Genomic DNA, 20,216 nt, shown 5'->3' on the forward strand with positions numbered 1-20,216 from the left:
TAAAATGGAGTCAGGATTTTTCCTGGCTTTTTTAATAAGGAAAAACTTTATGAACAGCAAAGAATTACTTAGTTTATTAGACAAGCATGATGTTACTTATCAGACATTTACTCATCCTGCGGTCTCAACCTGTGAAGAAGCAGACCAATATTTAAAAGATAGAACTTTCGCTAAATGTAAAAATCTTTTTATTAAAACGCGAGATAAAAAATCATATTTTTTAATAACGCTTCCTGAAAATAAAAAAATAGATTGGAAGAAAGCAGAAAAAGAATTATTTACTTCTAGTTTAACTATGGCTAATGAAGATGAATTAATGAACAAATTAAAGGTAAAAAGAGGTTTAGTATCTCCGTTCAGCCTTTTAAACGATCAAACTAATACAATTCCATTAGTCATTGATCAAGAAGCGATGGAAGAAAATAATTTTGTTGGTGTGCACCCTAATGACAATACTAAAACGATTAGTCTGCAATGGATCGATTTAACACGTATTTTGAGTAGCTATGGGCATTTGGTTGAAGAAAGAGCGTTTTAGGTAGAAAAAATTACGATTATAAACTAAAAAGAGATTGATATATCTAACGTTTTTATAACGCAGATATTCAATCTCTTTTACATTATTAAGGATTTATTCTTTAATTTTTCTTACGTTTATCATCTATGAACAAAGCCATTAATCCAGTTGCAGCAAGTAAAGAACCTAACATAATAGTCATAATACTATGTCTTTCTCCTGTTTGAGGTAATGTTTTATGACTTGATTCATTAACCACTTTGCTTTGTATGCTGTTCTCACCATATGGTTTATAATCATTAGACCAGCTTTCCCCTTGTGGTACGTAGTTATTAGTCCAGCGATTATTTTCAGCATGTATCCCACTATTCTTATTCCATGATTGATGTTTCTTGTGAACAACATACTTTTTATCATTATATTTACCACTATCATATGGATCATTTCCTGGTAACTCTAAATATAGTTTATTACCATAAAAATGCATGTTTCCTGCTAAGGCATCTGTGACATCCTTTGCAGCGTCCGGATCAAAATACATACTTTGAGTTGGAAATGAATTCTGATTATTTAATTCATATATTTTAATCTTTGTGACATGATTATTATAATTTACTTCTGAATCTGTCTTGGGGCAATTTGATATAGTAACCGTTTCATCACCAATACTTTTGCCTAGAGGATTAATATAAATAGTATGTCTAAAAGTATTATTATCTAGATTAACTTTATCTATAAAGGCTTCACCATTTAGATTTGAATTTTCAGATTGAATATCATTATTAAATGTACGATACTTTACATTTACATCTTTACTATAAGTTTTCGATCCAATGTTTGTCTCAAGCTCTTGTTGTGAATCATTAGGGACATTTTTAGGATCGATAAATACAGGAATAGAAAGCGAAGCAGATATATCTTCCTTACCATCAATATTTGAAGTAAAAGTATAAAGAATATCTCTATCCGTCACCTTATTAGAAGTAGTAGCAATTATATCACCATCTTGATCCATTAAATCTGGTATACTACGTCCTTCTTCATGAGCATGATTATTCATAAAATTAGGATCAGTCGTACCATATAAATTCAGATTGTCACTAAAATGAATCTTAAAACCGTCACCACTTTTTACGGAATCATTAGGAAGTTTGAAAGAATAATTAGCTCTGAGTATATCTCCATTTTCTGGTTCAACATTTTGATTATCTTCAAGTGCTTTTCCTTTTGAATCAGTGATATTTGTCTTTACATCTTCCAATTTATTAGATACATCTTGACCATTAACCTGTTTTGAATCAGTCTTTTCAACTTTACTTGTTTTTAATGCAGATGCAGGCAATGATTCTTTGCTTTTATCCCCTGAAGCCCAACTTCATTCAAGTTAGCAGTTTTCTCTCTTGCATCTTTATTAACAACTATCTTGCTTGAATTTATTTCACTTTCTGGTGAAACAGAAGTATTAACTTTAACAACATTATCTTGCTATGTATTATCTGCCTTTAAAGTTGAAGTAGCAGTATCTGTTGAGACCTTACCTACTGTTTTTTGGTTTATATTTTGTTTTTCAACTTGAGTAGCGGGTTGGTTGGGAACGTCATCCGCAGCTTGCACTACATTACCACCATTATTTAAATAAAATACTGTTCCAATCAAAACGGAAGCTGCACCGATTGTAAGCTTTCTAATCGAAAACTTATCACTTTTTTTATTCATTTGCTTAAGTTTTTCATCAAAATTATTTTTTGACAACATGATTTAACCTCCCAGTACTCAAGTTTTGAATCAATAACAACGTTTATCTTTACAAAATTCATTCTAGTTCTTTTTTTTAATGCGCATAAATTACTCTTTTTACATATCATTTAAAGCTTAGCCTTGTCTTGTGACTTTTGTGTACGCGTATTATATAATATTGTTTTGTTATTTCTGCTTAATTCTGTTTATGCTAAGAACACCGTAATTCCAGTGTTTTATTCAATATCATTAAAACTAGCGAGTACGCTATCTTAGCAATCCCTTTAATCATTTCTATTATTCAATAATATTTTTGTTATTTAATAATCAAATAATATATTTTTGCATACAAAAAGCATCAAGTTTTTCAAATCAACTTGATGCTTTTAATTATTTAAAATTAAATTACTATTTTTTCATTATTCCAAATTACTCTTTGGCAATTCAGAATTTTCATTTAATTTCTTCAATTTAGCAGCCTTCTTTTTAGAAAGAAGTGGGAAAGTTAACTTAAATTGACTTCCTTGTCCTTCAACAGACTCTACACTAATTTCACCATGATAGCTGTCTACAAGTTTATGGGCAATAGACAAGCCTAAGCCATTGCCGCCCTTTTCACGAGTTCTTGCCTTATCCACTCGGTAAAAACGATTAAAGATTTTCTTTTGATCTTCCTTAGAAATACCTTCACCAAAGTCTTGAACAATAATGTTAACTTCTTTTTTGGTTAACCCAGCAGAAACATTAATTTGCTTAAGATCGGTTGAATATTTAATCGCATTATCAATTAAAATCACTAGTAATTGTTCTAAATGACCGTGATATATTTGAATTTCGGTACCTTGAGGTAAATCATCCTCGTCAAGTCTAATTTCAAAATCAGGATGAACCATGGCTAGATCTGCAACTACTCGCTTAACTGTATCATAAACATTTGTTACTTCATGTGGATATTGCACATCAATTTGTTCAGCCCTAGTTAAATCAAGCATTTCTTGAATCAGATGTTTCATCCGGTCAGCTTCTTGCAAGGAGGCCTTAATTGATTCATCTAAAATCTGTGGATCATCTTTACCCCAACGTTCGAGCATATTCAGATGCCCTTCGATTACAGCCACAGGTGTGCGCAATTCATGCGAAACATCCCCTACAAACTGCTTCTGCTGTTCAATGTAGCTCTGCATTCTATCCAACATTTGATTAATCGAAGTGGCCAAATCTTCTAATTCATCATCACGATTTAATTCTTTAATTCGTGCTCCACTATTAGGATCCGCGTTAACTTCCTGAGCAACTTTAGACATCCGTTTAATCGGCTTAACAACATTGAATACCAAAATATATGAAGTCACTACAAACACAACAATCGCAATTATTGATATTACAATCATTGAACGCAATAAGTTCTTCATCAAACTATTGTAATATGTCATATTGTTAGAAACTACAATATATCCTGTCAACTTATTGTTTACGGATGAATAAACTTTTTGATAAGTCAATAAAATTTGATGACCATTGCGTTTAATTATTTCATTTTTCTCTACTTCTTTAAACGGTTTGAATTTTGGTGTCACGTTTCCATTAGTAAAAACAATCTCACCATGTTTATTATAAACAGCCGCATTAATATCAGGATTAGAAATAGAAGCAATCAAATTATCGCTAAACGCATTATTAGTGGTGTCTTTATTGCTAATGACTGGCCCACCCTTTAGAATTCGTCTAGTAGCCGGAGAAAGAGATGGTATTACGTTAGATATCTGCAATTCATCTGGAATTGAACTTAACGTCCTATCTAGCGTAGTCACTACATTGCGCGATGTCTCTTGCTGCTGATCTAATGATTGCTGACTAACAATTTGATAAACAACGACTGAAAATATGACAAAAGAGACCGTAATCGTTAAAGCAACGATACTTACCCATCGCACAATTAACGATGAATGCTTGGTCTCTTCATTTTTATTCTTGGTCATCATCTTCATCTCTTACCATATAACCGGTACCACGAACCGTCTTAATGTAAGATGATTGTCCTGGAACATCGATCTTATTGCGCAAGTAACGAACATAAACTTCTACAACGTTAGTTTCAATATTAGATTCTGGACCCCAAATCTTATTTAGCAATTGATCACGACTAACAACGTTATTCTTATTCTCAATTAAAGTCATTAATAAGTTGTATTCGCGCTTAGTTAAATCGATTGCCTTGCCATCTCCGCGGTGAACAATACGATTAGCAGTTTCAATTGTTAAATTCTTAAATTTCACAATCTTTTGCTTAGCTACAGTAACCTTAGAAGCATCTTTTTCAATCTTTACTCGGCGCAAAACAGCACGTAAACGAGCAAGAAGTTCTTCAATTGCAAATGGCTTAACAATATAATCATCTGCACCATGATCCAAACCTGAAACGCGATCAATAACAGAATCACGTGCGGTCATCATAATAATAGGCGTAGTCTTCACCTGACGAACACGACGAGCAATTTCTAATCCATTCAGGTCCGGCAACATTAAGTCAAGCAGGATTGCATCAAAATCTTGATTAAGGGCATCTTCTAGTCCCTTACGACCATTGTTTTCTACTACAGTTTCATAATTCTCGTGTTGTAATTCCAACTCCACAAAACGAGCTAAATTTTTTTCATCTTCAATAATTAGAATTTTTGCCATGTTAATTCAATTCCTCATCGATCAATTTGGTTCTCTAAATACTAACAAATATATTAAAAAATGTTTTTATAATTAAAGGATACTTTAAAAGTGCCCTCAAAACAAGATAAAAAAACAATCAAAGCCAAAATTCTTTGATCGTTCTTAGTCAATTAGATAATCTTACTTTTTCTTATTATTCTCATTATTATCAAATAAAACCTTTAATTTGGCAAATGCAGGATTTACTTGATTTTTCTTTCCTTCTTCAAATGCTGATTCAGAAACTACTTCCCAGCCTTTACCTTCAGGATAGATATCCTTTTCCTTTTCTTCAGGAGTTAAAATTGTGGTCGGAATATTAAGTAACATATTATCTTCAATTGCTGTCTGTAAATCAATTACATCATTTTCAATTTTAACAATTGTATCATTATCTTCAAGTTCTTCTTTAGTTGGTTTTCGATCAAGATAATTTTCTGTAAAAGTAAAATCTTCATGGTATTTAACAGGCTGCAAGCTTCGACTTGATGGAACCACTAAATCAGCAGTAACATGAAAATTTCCAGTTACAAAGGGCTCTTGATAAAACAAATCTCCAGAAACATATACGTTTTTGGCATCAATTAAAAGATCCTTGCTTCTTTTGAAAAATTCTGGTCGCATTTCTACATCACGTTCAATATGTGTTAACGGCTCAGAACTATTTCTTATTCTAGAAAAACTAAGTTCTAACATATTACACCTCAATTGGTCGTTGACCAAAGTTTTGATCAACACCCATTATTTGTTCAAATAAACGATCTGTTCTAACTTGCAATGCAAGTGAACCGCTTTTAGCACTTCGCTTATCTACTTTAGAAATAATTTCAGTTTGAAAATCTTTTCGATTCTTCTTCAAATATTGACGTCCAATTTTACTAAATCCTAATAACATTAAGGATTCTTGATTGAAACTAGCAATCATATCATCTTGAGTAACATTTAAAAGCGTATAAAGGCTTAATCTACGCAAACGAGAATAAGTGTATCGTTTAGATTTGATCCTACGTAAAAATTCTGTGAAATCACGAGATAAATGTATTTCTTGTTTCATTTTATACTCTAAGCCTTCACTCATTTGATAAATTTGTCTTAAATCCTCAATTGAAGAAGATTCGATCCGATATTTTAAAAACGGATACAATAAATTCCAATTAGGATAAACTTGTTGCTTGCTCAGTTCAATTGCTTCGGCTTTAGGCATCCAGTATTTTAAATTACTCGTATCCTCACCATGGAGCAGTAAATTTCTAATAGCACTTGCGCTTTGGACTACGCCATTTCTTTGCAGAAGATCATCATGTCCCGCTCCAATTCGGTTAACAGGATGTAACTTCAGTGGTGAACCTAAATTATGATTTGCAACTGCATAGGCCAAACCCAAAATTGCATTAGGCTGATTAACCTCATGTCCTACCTCACGAGCTACCATCTGATTATACTGGGTTGAATAAGTCTGGCTGTAATCCTTAAAATCCATATGATTCTGGGGGATTTCAGCAATTCTACTGCCCAAATATGCAAAATTAAGGTTAGCATCTTCAACGCCGAAAACAAGATCAGTCACGCCTAATTTAGCTAATTGTTCAATATTGCCTAATGAAAATAAGTCTGCCGGTTCAACAGCGGTTGAAAAAGGCGTCTCAAAGACTAAATCTGCACCTGATTGAAGTGCTGCTTTAGCCCGTTGCCACTTACTCATAATCGCCATTTCTCCACGCTGCACATAATTACCAGACATCAAAACTACAATTGGATCATTCCCAGCAATTAACCGTGCTTGATTTAGCAAGAATTCATGACCACTATGAAAAGGATTAAATTCTGCAATAATCCCGACAACGCTCATTTTTATTAATCTTCCTTTAATTCAACTTGCTTACCATTAGCCCATAATTTTTCAAGATTATAAAATTCACGAGCTTCTTTGGTAAAGACATTAACTACTACATCGCCTAAATCAAGCAAAAGCCAATTTGAATCTCTAGTACCTTCAATACGGTAGTCACTATATTCATTTTCATGTGCTGCTTCTACAATTGAGTTAACAATAGCATGAAGTTGACGATTAGAACCAGCACTGGTAATTACATAATAATCAGCTAAAATACTAATACCGCGCATATCATAAGCTTCGGTATCTTCACCATGACGATCACTAATTGCTTTAGTTGTAAAATCTAAAATTTCTTGACTAGTCAAATTTTTTCTCCTTTATAAAACTATTTTGTACTCCAAACGTTATAAGCTTTTAAAGTACGTGGATAAACTTTATTTCTTTGTTCAATTAAAAAACTTAAAGTATGAGCCAGTTGGTAACCTACTCCCTTATCTAAATTGGCATAGGTTATTTTTCTAGCTTCGTCAACACCTAGGAAATCACGACCAGGCTCGATAAAATCCGCCATAAACACAATTTTGTCTAAGGTGGTCATTTCTACATCCCCAGTAGTATGACGGCGAATAGCAGTCAAAATCTCAGGATCTCGAATTTTCAAATCACGTTCTACAAAATATGTTCCAACGATTCCGTGCCAAATAGCGCGATTCCAATTAAGTAAATCTGGATCAAAATCTTGCTCTTTAATTACTTTAACATATTCTTCTACAGGCACTTGCTTTGCATAATCATGAACAAAACCTGCAAGTGCTGCTTTATCTTCATCATAACCATTCAATTTGGCTAATTTACGTGAAGTCTCACTAACTCGAACGCAATGCTGAAATCTTTTATCATCCATATTTGCCTTTTCCTTAGCAATAATTTCAGCGCTTGTTAATGGTGAATATGTCTTTTTAAAAATTAGTTTCGTCAAGATAAAGCCCCTTTTCCACAATATATTTTCTAACTGCTTCAGGCACTAAATATCTAATTGAAGTTCCAGTAGCTACAGAACGACGAATAGCAGTCGAGCTTAATCGAATATCGGGTGCATCTACCCAGATCATTGGATACTGCGGATCTTGCGGATAACCTGGGCGACGAATACCAACCAAGGTAACTAACTTAGCTAAAGTAGATGCTTCTTTCCAAGTATGGAAACTGTTTACCTGATCGCTACCCATGATTAAATAATAATTATTTTGAGGTGCTTTTTCTTTTAGATAACGCATTGTATCTACAGTATATGAAACACCTCCGCGGAATAACTCCAACAGCTTCACTCTAAATTTAGGATTATCTTTGGTTGCTAAATCAAGCATAGTTGCTCGATCTTTGGCTGAAGTTAGCGGTGCATTTTTATGTGGCGGAATATTATCTGGAATAAACCAAACTTCATCTAAACGCAATTTAGTCATTGCTTGTTCTGCAGCTACCAAATGGGCAATATGGACTGGATTAAAAGTACCACCCATAATTCCAATTTGCCGGCCTCTGCCCTTTTCCTGTTCTAATTCAGCTTTTTCTTCAACAGTTGGTGCTTCTTTTTCAATACATTTTGGATTAACCATACGCAAACCTCTAAATTAATGCACGACGAATACCCAAGCCAATACCATCTGGCGTATATGTCTTAACTAAACAGCCCTTTGGCACAGTTACAAAACCAATGCCTCCAAATAATAGGTCACTCTTAAATTCCGTTTTAAATTCTTTTCCCTTAAGTGGTGTCATTTTATCATCTGGAGATGGAGGTGCTAATAATTCGCCCTTATGTTTTTCATAAAACGCATCTGCATTGGCAGTTTTTGTTCGATGAACATACATGTTACGTGCTACATAAACTGTAAAACTAGTTGATTCACCTTTAAGGTAATCAATTCTACCTAATCCAGCCAAAAACAGAGTATTCCCTGGCAAAAGTTGGTAAGTAGCTGGCTTTAACGGTTTCTTAGGTGAGATCAATTCCAAATCCTTAGCATCTAGATGAGTGGCTAGTTGATTGTCTGTCATAATTCCTGGCGTATCAATCAAAAAATGTCCATTTTCAAGCGGAATTTCAATTTGATCTAAAGTAGTACCTGGAAAACGTGACGTTGTGATCAGATTTTGAATATCACCCATCATGTCAATGATTGCATTGATTAAAGTTGACTTACCGACATTAGTTGTCCCTACAAAGTAGACATCTTTATCTTGAGATTGGTCATTAATATATGAAATCAAACTTTCTAAATTTAATTTCTTTTTAGCAGAAACTAAGAAAATATCTTTAGGATAAAGCCCCATGCGATTAGCTTCTTGTCTCATCCAATCCTTAATTTTGCTTTGCTTAGAATTCTTAGGAAAAAGATCAAATTTATTTCCAACAAGAATAAAATCATTATTCCCTACAAAACGCTTTAAAGATGATAACAAAGAATTAGAAAAGTCGAATAGATCAACCACATTGACAATCAAAGCTTTTTTCTCAGCTAAAGAATTGAGCAAAGCCAAAAAGTCATCATTGTTTAAATCTACTGGCATAATTTCATTATAGTGACGTAATTTAAAACAACGTTGACAATAAACATCTGTATTTTCTTCATTTTTTGCTTTTTCAAGAGCGCTCTTTGGCAAATAACCCGCCTTTTGTGGATCATCAGACTGAAGAACTGCCCCACAGCCAATACAAATAATATCCTCATCCATTTTGCAAATTCTCCTTAAAGGTTACTCGATGTGATAAACCAAGAAAGAAAAAGATAATCTTTTCAAAAAAGCGATTAATTCGCGTATTCCATTTATCAGTTTCAACCAATGGTTTTACTAAAACAGTTTCTACTCCTGCTAAATTCCCGGCTTGCATATCAGTAATCAGCTGGTCACCAACCATCATTACTTGATCTTTAGCTAATTTCATCTCTTCGCGTTTACGCGTGATCGCAAAAGGTAACGGTTTGCGAGATTCAGAAACAAAATCAATATGATATGGATTCAATACCTTACCAACTCTTTCAGCATTATTATTGGAAATAACTATCAATTTAATATTAGCTTTAGCAAGTTTTTTATTAAAATTATCCATCTCTTTAGCAGTTTCAAACTTATTCCATGCAAGCAATGTATTATCTAAATCTGAAAAAACTGCTTTTATTCCCATTTCATTCAACTTGACGGGGTCCAAATTGTAAATTGTATTTATTGTATATTTTGGTCTAAATAACATAAAAACTCTCCATTTTTTCTCATTCTCTATAATATCAAAAATGGAGTTGCATTAGAAATTTTTGTCTTAGAATATTTGCAAAATCATAAAAAAACAAGGACCAGGAATATCTCCTGATCCTTATTCATAGTCATATTAGTTCAATGCCTTCTTAGCAGTTTCTGCTAATTGTGCAAAAGTCTTTGAATCGTTGTAAGCAATATCAGCTAACATCTTACGGTTCATGTCAACACCAGCTAACTTCAAGCCGTGCATTAACTTAGAATATGAAATATCATTTTGTCTTGCAGCTGCGTTAATACGAGCAATCCATAACTTTCTGAATTCGCTCTTACGTCTTCTACGGTCGCGGAATGCGTACTTGTATGAAACAAATAATTGAGTACTTGCGGCCTTAAATTGCATGTGCTTTGCGCCACGGTAACCCTTGGCAAGCTTCATGATCTTCTTACGACGTTGACGTGTTACAGTTCCACCTTTAACTCTTGGCATTTAAAATTCCTCCTACTATAGTCAGTTATTAAAGAACTAATAATTAGTGCATTTGAGCAAGCATTTGCTTAATACGCTTCATGTCGCTACGTGAAACCATAGCAGCCTTTCTCAAGTGACGACGTTGCTTCTTAGTCTTACCGTGGAAACGGTGACCAGTAAATGCGTGGTGACGCTTCAAGCCACCATTTGCAGTTCTCTTAAAACGCTTAGCAGAAGCGCGGTGTGTTTTCATCTTTGGCATATTTCTATTTCCTCCAATTAACTACTTTTTCTTTTTGTCCTTATCACTCTTAGGTGCTAACATCAAGAACATTGAACGGCCTTCCATCTTAGGCTTACTGATAACATTAGCAATATCTGAAGTTGCTTCAGCCATCTTTTCAAGAACTTGTTGACCTAATTCCTTGTGAGTGATGGCACGACCTCTAAAACGAATTGATACACGAACTTTAGCTCCTTCTTTAGAAACGAACTTACGAACATGCTTCAATTTAGTTTCGAAGTCGTTGCCTTCAATAGTTGGACTCAAACGAATTTCTTTGACACTAACTGTCTTGGACTTTTTACGGGATTCTTTAAGTTTCTTCTGTTGTTCGAAACGATATTTACCGTAGTCCATGATACGTGCTACAGGTGGTTTAGCATTAGGTGAAATAAGAACTAAATCTAAGCCAGCATCACTTGCTTTATGCAAAGCTTCATTCTTAGATACAACACCAACTTGCTGACCATCTTCATCAATTAAACGAACTTCGCGTGCACGAATTCTTTCGTTTAAGATTAAACTTTTTGGTATGATTATTCACCTCCGTGTTAATTTGAGGACAAGAAAAAGGCGGGATAAGAATCACCCGCCTTTAATCAACAGAAATTATCGATCAGCCCAGAGGTTAACTTAACTTAGGCGAGAAGCGGGAGCTTCTTCTTGTTCTCAACTAGGTGTATTATACGCGTTTAAACCAGCTGCGTCAATACATGATGTGCAATTATTTAGTTGCATCAAAAACATAATTATCAGGATAAAATTGCATCCGATATGCACGATATACATATGTCATATCTTTAGCACTATTAGTAATAGTCAAATTAAAGACTTGATTTCCATAGGCATCAACTTCAATTATATTGCTTTCTTTACCCTTATTTTTTAAACCAAAATTAATCAGAGTATTACCATTATTCAAGCGTTGTGCATAACCAATAACTTCGGTAAAGTTTTGTTTACCTAAATTCTTGCCATAACTCCAAACTTGTTTAATGGTCTTTTTCTTAGTATCAATTTGATATTCAGTAGCAGCAGAAAACTTGCCACTTTGCTTCTTATCACCGTTAGTAACAGCAATATTATTATCATAAAGCAAAATATCTAATTTATTTCCTGTTTCTTTTAACAAGTAAATTCCGTGTTGACCACCTGGATATTTTGTCCCCTTGCTTGGCTTCAACAGATATTTATGGAATGAACTAGGCCACTCCTTAGCCGGCTTACTAGTAAAAATCCAGTTAATCTTTTTAGTTTGATAATTCATTGACCAAATAATATCTTGGTTACGCGCAGACAATAAAATATTGCCAGTTTTGGCATCATAATCAATGGTGTTAATATGCAGCCAATCCATTAGTCCTAATCCGCTACTAGTATTGTCATTGGCTTTGATTTTGCTCTTTTTGTACATTGATTCTGGAAAAATCTTCTTAAAATCAATTACTTTAACAATTTTACCAGTATTAGGATTAAGTTCAGCAATCGTATCTTCTACATACTTGCTGCCATCATCAACAGTTAAGAGCCAATTGCCGTTGGGCATTTCTGCCACATCATGGTGAACCAATGATAAGCCAGCGGTTCCAGCATAACTGCCACCCAAGGTTTTATCAAAACTGAATTGACGATATACACGACCTAAATAGTCAGTTTCAACCAACATATTATACTTTTCATCACCGGATTTAATCTTATTGAACAAGAGAATATGACCATTATTCAATTGTTCAAAAATATGCTCATTCCAGCGTAAATAGTACCAGCGTACTTCTCCATCACCGTCTACAGCAAAGGTTTGCTTAGTGGTCCTGTTTAAAACAGTCAATTCATTTGAGCCTAAGCTCATCTTAGCCTTGTCTTTAACAGTGACATTAATTGGAAAACTTTTAATCCATTTAGGTAAATTAGCTGTTTTAATCTTAACTGTCTTGGTCTGTTTATTGCCAAATTGATCAGTCATTGTTACTTCAACAGAATTATCATACCCAGCATATAGACCTACGATAGGTACTTGATGATTCGTTTGATAACCTTTAACTTCATTTTTAATAGTAGTATTGGCTGTTTTTCCAATTACTCTATAACTAATTTTGGTAGGTTGATCAGTATGAAAAGTCATTAACGCTGTCAGCGGCGAATTTTCATAAGGATTGACCTTAATATAAGGACTTTCCCAAGTATATTGTTGGCCTTTTACAATATTTGCATATTTGGTAGTCAGAGCATCATTACTTGGATTTGCTACTTTTTTGACACCTAAATTTTTAATGATTTGACTGTCACTTAACTTAGTTTTCTTAGCATTTCCATTTTTCTTTTGTGCTAAAACTGTTTTCGATTGTTCATGCAGCATCACAACAGGTGTCGTCAGCATGAACGAACTCATTGCCAGTGCGAGTAAAATTCTATTACTTTTCACCAAAATTTCTCCTTTAAAATAAACCCATCAAGTTCATTCTAATATTCGTATATTACAAAATATTAACAGAGAAACGACTTAAGAAATAATTTAACGCTTATTCTTTCTCGCTTTCTTGCACAAACTCTACTAAGTTAATATTTGGATATTTTTTCTTGATTTGTTTTACTAAGGCCTTCTTCTTTTTGGCAGAAATATCTTTCTTTAACTCCACCAAAGTAATTTGCTTATTTTTATTATCACTTACCGCAGTAACAGAAGAAATTGTAGGAGACAATTTTTGAATTTCTTGATTATGCTTTTCCTGTTCTTGCTGTCTCTTCTCATTTGCTTGTTCTTGTTCGCGTTGACGTTGATTGATAATATTATTTACTTGTCTATCTAATTGATTCTCCGCGTTAGGATTTACTTGTGCCACTTGCACAATATTCAAGGAATAACCTTTTAAGTTATATTCGTCCAAGTTAGCTTTGGCCGCTTTAATTTTCTTAGCACTAATCTTATTACCCGACACAGTAAGATTAATAGTCTTTTCTTGCGAATCAACATTTTCTTTGATTAAATCAACATCGCCCAATTCATTGGCAACCAAATTTTGCACATTTTGATCAACCAAAGTCTTATTTACCATATGACCGGCTGAAAGGATACTTGGAATAATCAAAATAATTACTACCATGACTATTCCTACTTCTTTTAAAGTTGGCTTGCGAAAGAAACTAAGTCCAGGTTGACCTGCTGAATGACTTAGCCACTTCATGATTTTTACACCTAAAAATGCTGTAAGGGTAATGAAAACGCAGTTAATCAAAAATAGATAACTTGAACCTAAGAAATACTTAAGATTTCCGGCTGCAATTGAATAACCAACGGTACAAAGCGGTGGCATCAATGCCGTTGCTATTGCTACACCAGGAACAATATTATTTGCACCTTTTTTCCGTGCTCCAATAATACCTGCACTACCACCAAAAAAGGCAATCATTACATCCCAAATAGTAGGTGATGTTCGAGCAATAATTTCCTGACTAGCATAAGTCAACGGAGAAAAATGAAAATAAATGGTTGAAGCAATTAAGCTAATAATAATTTCGGCTAATAAAGAAATGGCACCTTTTCGTAAAATATTGGTGTTATACAGCGCCAATCCTGTACCGATGGCTAAAAGGGAACCCATTAAAGGTGAAATAAGCATCGCACCAATAATTATAGCTGTTGAATTCACATTTAACCCGATACTTGCAATAAAGATCGCACAAGTTAAAATAATTAAGCTTTCTATATTTAAGGTGCCATCATCACTTATTTTGGTAAGAAATTGTGGGCTTAAATAGTTTCTTCTACTCATTTTTTCTTATTTAATCTCATAATTATTTTTTGACAAAATTTTTATAGCTGGATCAAAATTATTATCTTTAACTAAAACATAATCAGTATTAAAAGTTGACACAGCAAAAATAGAAATACCATTATTTGCTAATAATTGCGCAATTTTAGCTAAAATTCCAATTAATGAAAAATCTAATTGTCCTTCTATTTTGAATGCACGCCAACCATCTTCCCGATTAATCGTTTTGCTTGGAGCATTTTTAGTTTCGCAGACTAAAGATAATTCTTCATCAGTCTTGGCAAAAAAATAAAAATCATTTTTAAAATTTAAATCTTTAATATCACTCAATTGACAAACTGTTAATTGATATGGCAACTTCTTAATAGTTAATTTCATATATACTCTCCTTTATCATTTTTTCCTATTAAAACACAAAAAGGAACGAAATGGATACACTTCGTTCCTTTTCATTAAACTTTATTTAACTAATTTTCTACTCTTGTAAGCATAGTATGAAAGATAATTTCCAGCACCTTCACCTACACGCAAAGCATTGACTTTCTTTCCTTTAACATTCTTTTTAACGGGAACATAGTAAAACCCATCTCCGCTACCTGCAAGCCAGCCGTCAGCATTAAATCCAGTAATCTTATGGTACTTAATTGTATGGCAAGCCCACGCTGATTCACCAACTTTATCAGCTAATTTATAATTTGCTTTTTTATCAGCCTTAATCAGCTTATTGACCCATTTATCTGAAGTCTTTCCGCTTAAGTCCTTGTATAATTTAACTCCATCAATAGTGTGCGCTGTAATCTTGAATTTCTTTACCTTTTTGTCTTCCCTGTAGTACCAAGTACTACGAGTTTTCTTAGGTGTAGTAAATACTTTCTTTGCACCCCAATCGGTTGCTTTAATTGTTGCAGCATCAGTCTTTGATGATACACTTGCCAAACCAAGAACTAATAAAAATGCACTAAGTAATAATAAAAATTTCTTTTTCATCTTAAATCCTCCACAGAAATCTTTACAGATATTATGCAACAAAAAATGCTTGATGAAGCAATAAATTTTACATTTATTTTACAAATGTTACAAAATTATGACGTCAAAAAGGCACTCCATGAATATTCATGAAGTGCCTTAATTAACTATTTATTTAATTAGTTTTCACGTGAGTATGACTTAACATCAGCATCAATTTCGTTAATGAAGTCGTCAAGACTCTTAGAAACTTCTTCGTCAGTACCGTAACGACGTACGTTAACCTTACCTGACTTCATTTCTTCATCACCTAATACCAAAGTGTAAGGTACCTTTTGGGTTTGTGATTCACGAATCTTGTAACCCATCTTTTCGTTTCTGTCATCAACTTCTACTCTGAAGCCGCGCTTAGCAAGTTCTGCACGAACCTTTTCAGCGTATTCGCCGTGAGCTTCGTTGTTAACTGGAATAATTTCAGCTTGAACTGGTGCAAGCCAAGTTGGGAAGGCACCCTTGTAAATTTCAGTAAGGTAAGCAATGAATCTTTCCATAGTACCAACAATACCACGGTGAATCATAACTGGACGGTGTTCTTCCCCATCTTGACCAACGTAAGTTAAACCAAATCTTTCTGGAAGCATGAAGTCAAGTTGGATAGTTGACATAGTTTCATCATTACCCAAAGCAGTCTTAGTTTGAATATCAAGCTTAGGACCGTAAAAGGCTGCTTCACCTTCAGCTTCAACATAGTCAAGGCCAAGGTCATCCATCGCACCTTTAAGCATCTTTTGACTTCTTTCCCACATTTCGTCGTTTGCAAAGTACTTGTCAGTGTTCTTTGGATCACGGTATGAAAGTCTGAAGTAGTAATCAGTAATATCGAAGTCCTTGTATACGTCCATGATCAACTTCAAGATCTTAGCAAATTCAGTTTGAACTTGATCAAGTGCTACGAATGTGTGACCATCGTTCAAAGTCATTTCACGTACACGTTGAAGGCCTGACAAAGCACCTGACTTTTCATATCTGTGCATCATACCAAGTTCAGCAACACGAAGTGGAAGATCACGGTATGAACGAATGTGGTGCTTAAAGATTTGAATATGTGAAGGACAGTTCATTGGACGAAGTTCAAGCATTTCGCCATCACCCATGTCCATTGGTGGGAACATGTCATCACGGTAGTGTGCCCAGTGACCTGAAGTCTTGTAAGCATCAAGGTTCATAAGTACTGGAGTGTAAACGTGTTGGTAACCGTCAGCTACTTCACGGTCAATGATGTAGCGTTCAACAACACGACGAATAGTAGCACCCTTTGGCATCCAGTAAGGAAGACCTGCACCAACCTTAGGGTCAACGAAGAAGAGGTCAAGGTCACGACCGATAGTTCTGTGGTCACGTTCCTTAATTTCTTGACGGCGCTTAAGATCAGCCTTTAAATCAGCTTCCTTAAAGAATGCAGTACCAAAGATTCTTTGAAGCATTGGGTTTGATGACTTACCTAACCAGTAAGCACCAGCTACTGACAATAACTTAAATTGCTTAATCTTGCCAGTGTTTGGAAGTAAAGCATCAAAACCAAAGTCAACAAAATCGCCAAGCTTGTAAGCATCAACAGTATCGCCTTCAACCTTAGCAAGAAGTTCGCTCTTGAACTTATCATTCTTGTAAAGGTCTTCAAGTTCTGATTTAGCAATTTGAACGTGTTCAATCTTTTCACCGTTCTTAATTACCTTTTGCATAGCTTTTTCAAGCTTTGGTAATTCACCAACTTTAATTTGGTCATCTTTATCGGTGTCAACGTAGAAACCACCTTCATCGGCAACATGTTCACCTAAACGAAGTTCAGGATATTCACGCTTAGCTACAGCTTCAAATACAAAAGCAGCAGTAGCACGTAAAACGTCTAAGCCCTCTTCATCTTTATCAGTAATAATAGCAACTTCGCTATCACTATCAAGCTTGAAGTCAAGTGGCTTAATTTCACCATTAACCTTACCAGCAACAGCAGCTTTACCAAGTGAAGTTGCAATGTTGTGAGCTAAGTCAGCAATAGTTAAACTTTCTTCAAAATCTTTCTTTGAGCCATCAGGCAAAGTGATTGAAAAACTCATATTTTCCTCCAGAAAAAATATAATAAAAAAAGTCCCAGTGCGAGAATGCACTGGGACGTTAATTAGCGTGGTTCCACCCAAAATTCAGGTTAGCGTAATCTAACCTCTTTACAGATTGATAAAGGCATCCAACCTAATATTAATAACTTTGAGAATAAGCGATTGGGGTAACTTTCTAATGAAGAACTTCCAGAACAAGGTTCTTCTCTCTGAATCGAAAGCTATCATGTCTCGCTTAATTAACTCTCATTATACGCACGAAACTTTTAGATGCAAGACCTTTTTTTAAATTAATGCAAAGAATTTCTTCGATCGGGTCCAGAAACCACAACTTCTTTAGCTAAAAAACGTACTCGCTGCATAAGTCTCCTAGCCTTTACTGGATCAGTCGCATTACGTGTTTCTTCAAAATGAGATTCTAATGCTTCCATGTCAAGATTAGATGAGAAAAATGTTGGTAAAACATTATCCATCCGAGCTTGTAAAATTACACCCAATACGTCATCTCGTGACCATTGACTGAGACTCTCAGCACCAATATCATCTAAAATCAATAAATCACATTCAGACAAACGGCGAATTTCACTTTGCAAACTATTGTCGTCAAAATGACTTGCTAATCCGGCTATAAAAGTTGGCACATGCAAGAACACAACATTTTTATTCATGTTCGTGACCACATAATTAGCTAATCCCGCTAAAATATATGTCTTACCAACACCAAAATCACCTGACAAATATAGTCCCTGAATATGCGGATTTTGCTTATATTTTCTTAAAAAGTCGTAGATCAAAGTTAAAACTTGTTTACGATCATCATTTACATCAATTTCACTCAAACTCACATCATGAAGACGAGTCGGAACATCGATTAGTTGTAATCTTCGCTCGGCAGCTTGCTTGCGATCTTGAGCTAATTTTGCCTTAGTTGGCACATACCGAATATCAATTACTTTACCATTCAAAAATAATTGGGGAGCATACCCTGCCATCACCCTACTTGCAGTATGCTTTTGAGAATAATACTCATACAAGTTAGATATACTATTTCGAATCATCTTTTGATCAATTTTATCTGCATTTGCATGAATAAATAACTGCACATCGGGATCACGCAAGGCTTGTTCTATCAAAGATTGTTCATCACCCAGATTACGCTCTTTTACAATCTTTTTAATTACATTGCCAATTGGCTCCATTTTTTCACCTACTTCCAATTATCTTTGAATCCTATTTATTATTTAAATCCTTAAATAAATTCTTCAATTGCTCGGTAGAAATGCCAGCATCCCTATCAGCCTTTTTCTTACTCCAATCAGTGCCTTTTTCGACTCGCTTTTGATAAGTTCGAACAGATTTTTTCTTACCAAAGCTATTGCGCCGCTTTTTCACATATTGCAAAGCCTGTACGGCTGTAGCCACGCCATGTTGCAGCCAGTCATTGGCAATCTTATAAGCCAAATTAGAACTAACTACTGTGTCATAAGTAAGACATGTATAGGTCAAAATGTTGATTAAGTCTTCAGGCAACCCATACTGGGTGTGCAAATTATTAATAATCTGCTTCTCATTGGCACTAGTTATACCGCCTTTTTGCGTTTTTATTTTATACAAAAATTCAGCGGGTGAACTCTCATTAGCTGCTTTTAACAGCTTTTTATCATGGTCATCCATATCTTTAATCACAGCTAATGCCTTTTTTTGCCCTTCATTTAACTGCTTTTGTACATTTTCTCTAGTATTAGCCCTCTTATAATTTTCCGCTAAAGTATTGCTAATGTCATGCATATTTAAGCTATATGAGCCATGAAGACATGGCAAGCTTTCATCCACAAATTCTTTTTCTGATAAGCCATACGTTTGGATTAAACCACGAATTTGATCTTTATTAAGGTCAATTTCACTAGCTGGAATTTGATAGCGATTATACTCCTGCTTGATAAAATCCCAATCAATACTATCGTGATCATTCACCTTGGCAGTTTCAACTTCATGAATCTTATTTTCTTGTGCGGCTTGAACCACATCACTAGACGGAGTGATTGCTTCATCCCCAGGTAAACGAAAAACATCAAAAAAGTTTGCTGACACGTCTTTAGCATTTTTAATAGGTTTTTCCCTTAATTTTGCTTCTTGAGCAAAAGCATGACTTAAATCATGAAAGGCTGATACACCAACCTTTTCTTTTAATAAACTAGCTAAAAGTGGCGTCGCAAAAAATTTGTCTGCAGCTGGAACTTGCAGCAATTTAAAAACTAAAACATTATTGAATACATTATCAGACAAAAATGTTTGGACTAATCCCACAGCCTCTAATTTATGCAATGAATCAAATAATTGTTTCAAACTGCAATCCAATTGCTCTTGCAATGAATATATCCCCTTCGAGTCGGAAATTATGCCATACGGATCATAATTTTGAATCAAAGTCTGATATAGCGCTACTGCTACGGCACCTACTAACGGTTGATATAATTTGATTAAAACTTTTTCATCTTCGGGAAAACGCTTCACACGATTGGCTACATAATAAAGATGTTTGGGATCAGACGTCTCAAACAT

General features: G+C 34.5%; 22 protein-coding genes and 1 other annotated feature. Of the genes, 1 reads left to right on the forward strand and 21 read right to left on the reverse strand.

All coding sequences use genetic code 11. From position 1 onward, the window contains the following. Positions 1-49 precede the first annotated feature (49 nt). The gene (locus tag FC37_RS05355; RefSeq protein WP_025005329.1) at positions 50-538 is read left to right on the forward strand and encodes a YbaK/EbsC family protein; all 489 of its coding nucleotides are present in this window, start codon (positions 50-52) and stop codon (positions 536-538) included. 100 nt (positions 539-638) lie between these two features. Here the strand turns inward: FC37_RS05355 and FC37_RS05360 are convergent, their stop codons facing one another. The 21 genes from FC37_RS05360 to FC37_RS05460 form a co-directional block, all read right to left on the reverse strand. Then, complete coding sequence (locus FC37_RS05360) at positions 639-1,859, reverse strand: Ig-like domain-containing protein (RefSeq protein WP_025005328.1); 1,221 nt, start codon at positions 1,857-1,859, stop codon at positions 639-641. 143 nt (positions 1,860-2,002) lie between these two features. Next, positions 2,003-2,272, reverse strand: a complete 270-nt coding sequence (locus tag FC37_RS05365; RefSeq protein ID WP_025005327.1) for a YSIRK-type signal peptide-containing protein — start codon at positions 2,270-2,272, stop codon at positions 2,003-2,005. 401 nt (positions 2,273-2,673) lie between these two features. Beyond that, entirely contained in the window at positions 2,674-4,242 is a 1,569-nt protein-coding gene (locus FC37_RS05370) for a HAMP domain-containing sensor histidine kinase (protein ID WP_025005326.1), read from the reverse strand. Beyond that, positions 4,220-4,936 (reverse strand): response regulator transcription factor, encoded by a 717-nt coding sequence (locus FC37_RS05375; protein WP_025005325.1) that lies wholly within the window; start codon positions 4,934-4,936, stop codon positions 4,220-4,222. The genes FC37_RS05370 and FC37_RS05375 overlap by 23 nt, the downstream gene beginning before the upstream one ends. A 162-nt stretch (positions 4,937-5,098) precedes the next feature. Further along, a complete protein-coding gene (locus FC37_RS05380) occupies positions 5,099-5,653 on the reverse strand; it encodes a DUF177 domain-containing protein (RefSeq protein ID WP_025005324.1) in 555 nt (184 codons plus the stop codon). A gap of 1 nt (position 5,654) precedes the next feature. Then, positions 5,655-6,806, reverse strand: a complete 1,152-nt coding sequence (locus tag FC37_RS05385; protein ID WP_025005323.1) for a nucleotidyltransferase — start codon at positions 6,804-6,806, stop codon at positions 5,655-5,657. 5 nt (positions 6,807-6,811) lie between these two features. Beyond that, a complete protein-coding gene (gene rsfS, locus FC37_RS05390; protein WP_025005322.1) occupies positions 6,812-7,159 on the reverse strand; it encodes a ribosome silencing factor in 348 nt (115 codons plus the stop codon). A gap of 20 nt (positions 7,160-7,179) precedes the next feature. Then, complete coding sequence (gene yqeK / locus FC37_RS05395) at positions 7,180-7,773, reverse strand: bis(5'-nucleosyl)-tetraphosphatase (symmetrical) YqeK (protein ID WP_056945533.1); 594 nt, start codon at positions 7,771-7,773, stop codon at positions 7,180-7,182. Beyond that, positions 7,754-8,410, reverse strand: a complete 657-nt coding sequence (locus tag FC37_RS05400) for a nicotinate-nucleotide adenylyltransferase (RefSeq protein WP_025005321.1) — start codon at positions 8,408-8,410, stop codon at positions 7,754-7,756. The genes yqeK and FC37_RS05400 overlap by 20 nt, the downstream gene beginning before the upstream one ends. Positions 8,411-8,420: 10 nt before the next feature. Next, complete coding sequence (yqeH, locus tag FC37_RS05405) at positions 8,421-9,530, reverse strand: ribosome biogenesis GTPase YqeH (RefSeq protein WP_056945534.1); 1,110 nt, start codon at positions 9,528-9,530, stop codon at positions 8,421-8,423. Next, a complete protein-coding gene (locus tag FC37_RS05410) occupies positions 9,523-10,047 on the reverse strand; it encodes a YqeG family HAD IIIA-type phosphatase (RefSeq protein ID WP_025005320.1) in 525 nt (174 codons plus the stop codon). The genes yqeH and FC37_RS05410 overlap by 8 nt, the downstream gene beginning before the upstream one ends. Positions 10,048-10,182: 135 nt before the next feature. Then, positions 10,183-10,539, reverse strand: coding sequence for a 50S ribosomal protein L20 (gene rplT / locus FC37_RS05415; RefSeq protein WP_005719897.1), 357 nt, complete (start codon positions 10,537-10,539; stop codon positions 10,183-10,185). 43 nt (positions 10,540-10,582) lie between these two features. Beyond that, positions 10,583-10,783, reverse strand: a complete 201-nt coding sequence (rpmI, locus tag FC37_RS05420) for a 50S ribosomal protein L35 (RefSeq protein ID WP_014918452.1) — start codon at positions 10,781-10,783, stop codon at positions 10,583-10,585. 21 nt (positions 10,784-10,804) lie between these two features. After that, positions 10,805-11,338 (reverse strand): translation initiation factor IF-3, encoded by a 534-nt coding sequence (infC, locus tag FC37_RS05425; RefSeq protein WP_081776552.1) that lies wholly within the window; start codon positions 11,336-11,338, stop codon positions 10,805-10,807. Between the two features lie 25 nt (positions 11,339-11,363). Further along, positions 11,364-11,475, reverse strand: a sequence feature (ribosomal protein L20 leader region). 53 nt (positions 11,476-11,528) lie between these two features. Then, positions 11,529-13,226, reverse strand: coding sequence for an aryl-sulfate sulfotransferase (locus tag FC37_RS05430; protein WP_025005318.1), 1,698 nt, complete (start codon positions 13,224-13,226; stop codon positions 11,529-11,531). 97 nt (positions 13,227-13,323) lie between these two features. Beyond that, a complete protein-coding gene (locus FC37_RS05435; RefSeq protein WP_025005317.1) occupies positions 13,324-14,574 on the reverse strand; it encodes a DUF389 domain-containing protein in 1,251 nt (416 codons plus the stop codon). A 6-nt stretch (positions 14,575-14,580) separates the two neighbouring features. Beyond that, on the reverse strand, positions 14,581-14,952 hold the full coding sequence (locus FC37_RS05440) for an ACT domain-containing protein (protein ID WP_025005316.1): 372 nt from the start codon (positions 14,950-14,952) through the stop codon (positions 14,581-14,583). Positions 14,953-15,033: 81 nt separating this feature from the next. Further along, positions 15,034-15,561 carry a hypothetical protein gene (locus FC37_RS05445; RefSeq protein ID WP_025005315.1) on the reverse strand — a complete coding sequence of 176 codons (528 nt, stop codon included), beginning with the start codon at positions 15,559-15,561 and terminating at the stop codon, positions 15,034-15,036. 158 nt (positions 15,562-15,719) lie between these two features. Next, positions 15,720-17,654 carry a threonine--tRNA ligase gene (gene thrS / locus FC37_RS05450; RefSeq protein WP_025005314.1) on the reverse strand — a complete coding sequence of 645 codons (1,935 nt, stop codon included), beginning with the start codon at positions 17,652-17,654 and terminating at the stop codon, positions 15,720-15,722. A 290-nt stretch (positions 17,655-17,944) separates the two neighbouring features. Next, positions 17,945-18,853, reverse strand: a complete 909-nt coding sequence (gene dnaI / locus FC37_RS05455; RefSeq protein ID WP_025005313.1) for a primosomal protein DnaI — start codon at positions 18,851-18,853, stop codon at positions 17,945-17,947. A gap of 31 nt (positions 18,854-18,884) precedes the next feature. Then, a complete protein-coding gene (locus tag FC37_RS05460; RefSeq protein WP_025005312.1) occupies positions 18,885-20,216 on the reverse strand; it encodes a replication initiation and membrane attachment family protein in 1,332 nt (443 codons plus the stop codon).

Source organism: Lactobacillus gallinarum DSM 10532 = JCM 2011 (genome assembly GCF_001434975.1).
Lineage (GTDB): Bacteria > Bacillota > Bacilli > Lactobacillales > Lactobacillaceae > Lactobacillus > Lactobacillus gallinarum.

Excerpts from the sequence above, each read along its gene's own strand:
- FC37_RS05355 (WP_025005329.1), top strand. The coding sequence starts at position 50 with ATGAACAGCAAAGAATTACTTAGTTTATTAGACAAGCATGATGTTACT.
- FC37_RS05365 (WP_025005327.1), bottom strand. The coding sequence starts at position 2,272 with ATGTTGTCAAAAAATAATTTTGATGAAAAACTTAAGCAAATGAATAAA.
- FC37_RS05370 (WP_025005326.1), bottom strand. The coding sequence starts at position 4,242 with ATGAAGATGATGACCAAGAATAAAAATGAAGAGACCAAGCATTCATCG.
- FC37_RS05375 (WP_025005325.1), bottom strand. The coding sequence starts at position 4,936 with ATGGCAAAAATTCTAATTATTGAAGATGAAAAAAATTTAGCTCGTTTT.
- FC37_RS05380 (WP_025005324.1), bottom strand. The coding sequence starts at position 5,653 with ATGTTAGAACTTAGTTTTTCTAGAATAAGAAATAGTTCTGAGCCGTTA.
- FC37_RS05385 (WP_025005323.1), bottom strand. The coding sequence starts at position 6,806 with ATGAGCGTTGTCGGGATTATTGCAGAATTTAATCCTTTTCATAGTGGT.
- FC37_RS05400 (WP_025005321.1), bottom strand. The coding sequence starts at position 8,410 with ATGGTTAATCCAAAATGTATTGAAAAAGAAGCACCAACTGTTGAAGAA.
- yqeH (WP_056945534.1), bottom strand. The coding sequence starts at position 9,530 with ATGGATGAGGATATTATTTGTATTGGCTGTGGGGCAGTTCTTCAGTCT.
- FC37_RS05410 (WP_025005320.1), bottom strand. The coding sequence starts at position 10,047 with ATGTTATTTAGACCAAAATATACAATAAATACAATTTACAATTTGGAC.
- rplT (WP_005719897.1), bottom strand. The coding sequence starts at position 10,539 with ATGCCAAGAGTTAAAGGTGGAACTGTAACACGTCAACGTCGTAAGAAG.
- rpmI (WP_014918452.1), bottom strand. The coding sequence starts at position 10,783 with ATGCCAAAGATGAAAACACACCGCGCTTCTGCTAAGCGTTTTAAGAGA.
- FC37_RS05435 (WP_025005317.1), bottom strand. The coding sequence starts at position 14,574 with ATGAGTAGAAGAAACTATTTAAGCCCACAATTTCTTACCAAAATAAGT.
- FC37_RS05440 (WP_025005316.1), bottom strand. The coding sequence starts at position 14,952 with ATGAAATTAACTATTAAGAAGTTGCCATATCAATTAACAGTTTGTCAA.
- FC37_RS05445 (WP_025005315.1), bottom strand. The coding sequence starts at position 15,561 with ATGAAAAAGAAATTTTTATTATTACTTAGTGCATTTTTATTAGTTCTT.
- thrS (WP_025005314.1), bottom strand. The coding sequence starts at position 17,654 with ATGAGTTTTTCAATCACTTTGCCTGATGGCTCAAAGAAAGATTTTGAA.
- dnaI (WP_025005313.1), bottom strand. The coding sequence starts at position 18,853 with ATGGAGCCAATTGGCAATGTAATTAAAAAGATTGTAAAAGAGCGTAAT.
- FC37_RS05460 (WP_025005312.1), bottom strand. The coding sequence starts at position 20,216 with ATGTTTGAGACGTCTGATCCCAAACATCTTTATTATGTAGCCAATCGT.